The sequence below is a fragment of the Brevibacterium sp. Mu109 genome, assembly GCF_900169375.1.
Taxonomy (GTDB): domain Bacteria; phylum Actinomycetota; class Actinomycetes; order Actinomycetales; family Brevibacteriaceae; genus Brevibacterium; species Brevibacterium yomogidense_A.
In genome coordinates, this window is record NZ_FXZF01000073.1 from 1 (window position 1) to 2,838 (window position 2,838).

Annotated in this window: 2 protein-coding genes; one reads left to right on the plus strand and one right to left on the minus strand. The window is 62.5% G+C overall.

Annotated features, from left to right (window positions below; all coding sequences use genetic code 11):
* Positions 1-676: 676 nt before the first annotated feature.
* Complete coding sequence (locus BSP109_RS16385; protein WP_180959802.1) at positions 677-1,324, minus strand: phosphatase PAP2 family protein; 648 nt, start codon at positions 1,322-1,324, stop codon at positions 677-679.
* 323 nt (positions 1,325-1,647) lie between these two features.
* On the opposite strand from BSP109_RS16385, the gene BSP109_RS16390 reads away from it, so the two are divergent.
* Positions 1,648-2,754 (plus strand): FtsW/RodA/SpoVE family cell cycle protein, encoded by a 1,107-nt coding sequence (locus tag BSP109_RS16390; protein ID WP_101602023.1) that lies wholly within the window; start codon positions 1,648-1,650, stop codon positions 2,752-2,754.
* Positions 2,755-2,838 lie beyond the last annotated feature (84 nt).

Consider the following 2,838-nt stretch of genomic DNA (forward strand, 5'->3'; position numbering starts at 1 on the left):
GTCATCGTGATGACTCCTATTCGAGGATTCTTGGAAGGTTGACTCGAAGGATCACACGGTGGCCGCGCCCACATCCGGGAGCGAGGGACCGGCCTCTGTGCGTTACACCACTCTATGGGGCTCTACTCAGTCCCAACAGATGATGACGAATCCGCGGCTGCCGATGAAAGCCCAGCAGGCCACGAATCACAGACGACTGTCGATTCAGCCCCGGGTACGTGCGGCTGAGCACACCTGCTGAAGAGTGCCCACCTGAACAATCCCTAGTTTGCTTGGAGTGAGCCAGACATCCCGAAGTTTTATCCCTATGGCAAACCCGAAGTACCCCTTAAAACTCTGAGGGGGAGCGGCTCATGTCGGCGTTCAACAGGGGCCGGGCAAGCAAGCAGAAACTCGGTGGGTTATCGAACGGAGGCGTGCGGCTCGTTGAAAAGTATTGTCCTCTCCTCGTGCTGTGCCACCTCAGACGGATGTAGTCCGGTCGCTTACTGTGGTGTCCGACCGGGCATTCGATAAATCCTGCAAGCTTTGCCTGCGGCGCTGTCCCCCTCCGGCAGAAAGCAGAGGGCACGGGCGCGAGGCGGATCAAAGACGGACGATCCGCTTCCCGCGGACGCATCGCTTTTGCGCTTAGGCCAGTGCCTTCAAGCGCGGGACATCCGGGTTATTCCAGTCTTCATCCGGGTCGTCTGCTCTCGCCCACAGGTGCACTCGTCCTCCTGTCGCCTTGCCGCTTCCGGCGAGCGGGAGGGCGGAAGCGCTGGATGGCCCATCCAAGCACCAGCGCAAAGCCGATCGTCATGCACATGCCCACCGCGGCACCGGCGACGACATCGTGGGGATAGTGCACTCCGTCGACGACCCGCGACACCGCTGCCAGCGTCGCGATGGCAAACCCGCACCATGCCCACCGAGTCAAGGCGACGAGGGCCATAGCGGTAGCCAATGCAAAAGCTATGGCCGTGTGGTTGCTGGGAAACGACCAGCTATCGGGTCCGGGACAACGAGGGTCCACAAGAAACTCCACACACGGACGCTGCCAGGCGAAAAGACGCTTCAGCACCTCATTCGTGAGATAGGCGGCGACCGAGGACGTCCCAACGATCAGCACGAAGAGAACGCGATCGACATCTATGCTGCGCAGCCCCCATGCTGCAAGAAGGAACCCTCCCGCGAGGACGGGGAGCAGGATGTCTGCTGCCCCATACGGGACCTCCACCTCAGCTTGTGAAACAGCGAGATGCAACGCTCTCGAGGGGCCGGTGCTCAGCACTGCCGCGGCGACGACCGCGGCACCAGCAAACACCCAGACTGATGCGCGCACGAGTGTCCGTGCGCCTGTGCGTGCCGCTCGCGGCCCGTGCGGCGACCTACCCGGCACCGCTCGGGACGAAGCGCCCGGGTTCTGCGGAAGTTCGATGACTGTTCCACCTCTCCGTACAGTGTTCACATGGAGCTCAGCCACATACCGGCAGCTGGGAAGCGCTTGCCGGTCTCTAGGTCGCCTCGGACGATCCGAACGGCGAGAGTCCGTTGACCGAACGCGAGACGAATTTGTGCGAGAGACGCGGTTCCGCAAGCGCGGACATTATCACGCGAACAGCTGGCAGGGCGTCGCTAGGTGCGGAGATCCGGACCATTTTTGAGTTGCCCCTCACCAGCTACTGCCTGATCCTCACGTCATCCGTGGCTCTCGTAGTCACCGGGCTCATCATGGTGCTGTCCGCGACGTCGATCACGTCCTACGACGGGACTCCTACCTCGTCGTACTCCGTCTTCTTCCGGCAGGCGACGTTCGCCACAGCAGGGATCGCCGCTATGTTCCTCCTCGCGTCAGTGTCGGTGCAGTTCCTCCGGAGAATGGCGTGGCCCGCGATTGTTGTGAGTATCGGTCTCGTGGCGCTGCCTCTCATCCCCGGGGTGGGGCACACCGTGAACGGCAGCACCAACTGGGTCCAGATCGGTCCGATCCAAGGCCAGCCCTCCGAGCTTGCGAAGGTCGCTGTGGCCCTGTGGCTGGGAATGATCCTAGCTCGCAAAGCGGACCGCCTCGACTCCTTCCGCGAGCTCGCCGTCCCCATCGTGCCGGTGCTGGGAGCCGTGCTTGCGTGCGTCCTCGCCGGCGGTGACCTAGGCACATCGTTGATCCTCATCATGCTGAGCCTCGTCGCTCTCTTCACGGGTGATGTGCCGCTACGCTATTTCGCTGCGGCTCTGGTGCCGCTCGCCGCCGGGCTGGGACTGCTGATCGTTACGAGTCCCTACCGTCTAGCGCGCGTGCGGGCGATGTTCACCGGCCAGGATGTGGTGAGCGATGCCGATGCGCTGGGCCAGCACTGGCAGTCCAGTCACGGCCTCTATGCGCTCGCATCGGGTGGTTGGACCGGTGTGGGGCTGGGCGCGAGTCGGGAGAAGTGGTCATGGCTGCCGGAAGCGCACAACGACTTCATCTTCGCGATTATCGGCGAGGAACTGGGGCTCCTGGGCGGATGTGTCGTGATCGGCCTCTTCGCGGTCCTCGGCACAGGGCTCGTACTCCTTGCCCATCGTTCGCAGGACCGGCTGGTACAGGTGACCACGATGGGTGTCTTCGCCTGGGTCATCGGTCAGGCAGCGGTGAACATCGGCGTGGTCACTACTCTGCTGCCGGTAATCGGGGTGCCGCTCCCGTTCGTGTCCTACGGCGGGTCCGCCCTCGTTGGGTCTCTTATCCTTGATCCACCGATGCGAGTAGCCGGATCAAGCCGCGCGTGAAATGGAAATGCCCCTTCTGAACTGGGAAAATGATGATGTTCGAAGTCAACATTCCCGTTCAAGAAAGGGGCACCTCTCAGGTGC